The following is a 2,868-nucleotide window of genomic DNA, read 5'->3' on the forward strand; positions in this document are numbered from 1 at the left end:
ACCATCGTCCGCTCCGAAGCGGAATTCGTGAAGACCCGCCGCGCCGTCCGCGTCCTCGAGGCCCAGCTGCGCGAAACCGAGCGCCGCTGCGACGCCCTGATCAATTCCTCGCGCGACCCAATCGCCTACATCCACGAGGGCATGCACATCCGGGCCAACGACGCCTACCTCGAGATGTTCGGCTACGAAAGCTACGAGGACATCGAAGGCCTGTCCGTCCTCGATCTGATCGCGCCCTCGAACGCCGGCGGGTTCAAGGACCTGCTGAAGCGCATCTCGAAAGGCGAGGCCCCGCCGAAGCAGCTGGAACTTCAGGCCATCGACGCGAACGGCGACGAGTTCGACGCGCTGATGGAGTTCACGCCGGCAAGCTACGAGGGCGAGCCCTGCCTGCAGATCGTCTTCCGTCCGCAACTCGTCGATGCTTCGATGGCGGCCGAACTCGAAGCCCTGCGCCTGCGCGATTCCCTCACCGGCCTCGCCAACCGCGCGCACTTCATGGGCGAGCTGGAGAGCGCCGTCGCCGCGGCGGCAGGTGGGCGGCACCACCAGGCCTTGCTGCTGGTGGAACCGGACAACTACGAGACGCTCGTCGGCACGATCGGCATGGCGCAAGCCGACGAACTGCTGAAGGCGTTCTGTGCCCGACTGGGCACGGCGCTCGACGACACGACGATGGCCGGACGCCTCTCCGACCACCGTTTCGCGGTGATCTGCCGCCTCCATGACCACCAGGCCAGCCAGGTTCGCGCCGAGAAGATCCGCGCGGCGTTCCAGGGGAAGATCCTCGAAGTGGGCGACCGTTCGCTGACCCTGACGGTCAGCGTGGGCGGCGTGCAGATCGGCGAGCGCAACGCCCAGATCGGCCCCGTCCTAAGCCGAGCGGAAACGAGCCTGCAGTCGGCCATGGGCGTGGGCGGCGATCGCGTCGAGATCCACGATCCGGCGGCCCGCGACCGCGCCGAGGAGGAGCGCATCCAGGCCTGGGTGCAGCGCCTGCGTGACGCCCTCGACAGCGACGGTTTCACCCTCCACTACCAGCCGATCATCAGCCTCAATGGCGAGCCGGGCGAAACCTACGAGGCCTACCTCCGCCTCAAGGGCAATGGCGGCGAGATCATCGGCCCGACCACCTTCCTGCCACTGGCCCTCGAACAGGGACTCGGGCCGGAGATCGACCGCTGGGTCATCCACCGCGCCATCGCAGTGATCGCGGAACGCAAGGCGGCGCGGAAGGACACCACGCTTTACGTGAAGCTCGGCCCGGAGAGCATCTCGGCGAACGATCGGCTGGGCGAGGAGATCGTCGCAGCGGTGAAGGCGGCCGGCATCCCCGGTGAACTGCTGGTGCTGCAGCTGCACGAACCCGCGGTCTTCACCCATCTGAAAGCGATCCAGGCCTTCGCCCAGACCCTCCACGCCGCCGGCGTCCGGCTGGCGCTGGAACATTTCGGCACCGGCCTGAACTCGTTCCAGCTGCTCCAGCACATCGACGCTGACGTGGTGAAGATCGACCGCAGCTACATCACCGAGCTGTCCAAGAACAGCGACAACCAGGCGAAGGTCCGCGAGTTCGCCGAGAAGGCCCGTAGCCTCGGCAAGACCTGCGTGGTGCACTACGTGCAGGATGCCGCCAGCATGACGGTGCTGTTCGGCATCGGCGTGGACTACGTGGAGGGCGATTTCCTCGCCGCCGCGGGTCCGACGATGAATTACGACTTCGGCTGACGCGCGGCGATCAACCGGCCCGCTGCCGCGCGACCGGACAACCACGCCCGCTCCGCGGGTGGAAGATCGGCCGAATCCGGCTCGCCGAACGCGTCGCCGGCGAGCGCGAGGCCATTGCCCTCCAGCGGTCGCGGATCGAGGACGTCGAGCGGTCGCGCGTACCGCCAGCGATGCGCGGACACGTCGTGAATGGCCTCCGGGCCGATACCTGTCATGGCCATGAAGGCGTCCAGCAGATGCTGCGCAGCGGTCCCGGCATCGAGCTCGAGGTTCGCCTCGCTCCAAGCGGTGGTCGCCTGCAGGACCCAATGCCCCGAGTTTGACCGGCCGGGCTTGTCGGCTTCGCGATAGATGGCTTCGACGACATCGCCGGGGCCGGAGTCCCGCAGCCGGCGCATCGCGGAAGGCTCGGTCTCAAGCAAGGCGGCCCAGCACGGCGCGTAGCGGATTCCCGCGAGGGCCTCGAGCATCTGCGGGGGCACGACGTCATTGGAAAGCGCGCCAGCCCTCAGCAGGCCCAAGGCCTGCGGCGCGGGAAGCGCGAGGACCAGTGCCTGTGCCGCGCCGACCTCGCGCCCGTCGGCGTGAATGGCCCGCCATTGCCCGCCTTCGAAATGCAGGGCGGCCACCGCCACCGACCAGTGCACGTCCAGCCCATCGAGCAGCCCCGCCACGAGGGCGCTCATGCCCGGAAGGCCCACGTAGGCCTCGCTCCAACGTGCCGCGCGTCCGGAGGCCGCTTCCTCGCTCAACCATCGAGCGAACACCGGCGTGTTCGCCTGCAGTGTCGCCGCGCCGTGATCGAAGCTGCCCGCGCCTTTGCGGCGGGTGCTCAGGCGACCGCCGGGACCGCGCCCCTTGTCCAGCGCACGGACCCGGAAACCGGCATCGGCCAGCGCGCGGGCTGCAGCGGCGCCGGCAAGGCCGGTGCCAACGACGAGGACGTCGGCGTCCATCCGCGCGGAGCCGACGCCGCCCGGCCTCAGCGGAGGCCGGTCTCGTTGCGGGCGATGACGAGGCGCTGGATCTCGCTCGTGCCCTCGTAGATCTCGGTGATCTTGGCGTCGCGGAAATAGCGCTCGAGCGGCATTTCCTTCGAGTAGCCCATGCCGCCGTGGATCTGGACCGCGGCGTGGGTGA

The 2,868-nt window shown here is 68.8% G+C and carries 3 protein-coding genes; 1 reads left to right on the forward strand and 2 read right to left on the reverse strand.

All coding sequences use genetic code 11. The annotated features are described in order from the left end of the window. The coding region (locus ACIQ36_RS19955; RefSeq protein ID WP_395832626.1) for an EAL domain-containing protein at window positions 1–1,728 on the forward strand (1,728 nt) is incomplete at its 5' end. Here the strand turns inward: ACIQ36_RS19955 and ACIQ36_RS19960 are convergent. After that, window positions 1,713–2,684, reverse strand: coding sequence for an NAD(P)/FAD-dependent oxidoreductase (locus ACIQ36_RS19960; protein WP_395832628.1), 972 nt, complete (start codon window positions 2,682–2,684; stop codon window positions 1,713–1,715). The two genes, ACIQ36_RS19955 and ACIQ36_RS19960, sit on opposite strands and share 16 nt — an antisense overlap. Window positions 2,685–2,710: 26 nt before the next feature. After that, window positions 2,711–2,868 (reverse strand): acyl-CoA dehydrogenase family protein (locus ACIQ36_RS19965; RefSeq protein WP_395832630.1); only part of this gene is annotated, 158 nt, incomplete at its 5' end.

The organism is Elstera sp. (assembly GCF_044372965.1).
Classification (GTDB): domain Bacteria; phylum Pseudomonadota; class Alphaproteobacteria; order Elsterales; family Elsteraceae; genus Elstera.

What these genes read in the sequence shown, in the direction of transcription:
- ACIQ36_RS19960 (WP_395832628.1), bottom strand. Translation starts at nt 2,684, where the DNA reads ATGGACGCCGACGTCCTCGTCGTTGGCACCGGCCTTGCCGGCGCCGCT.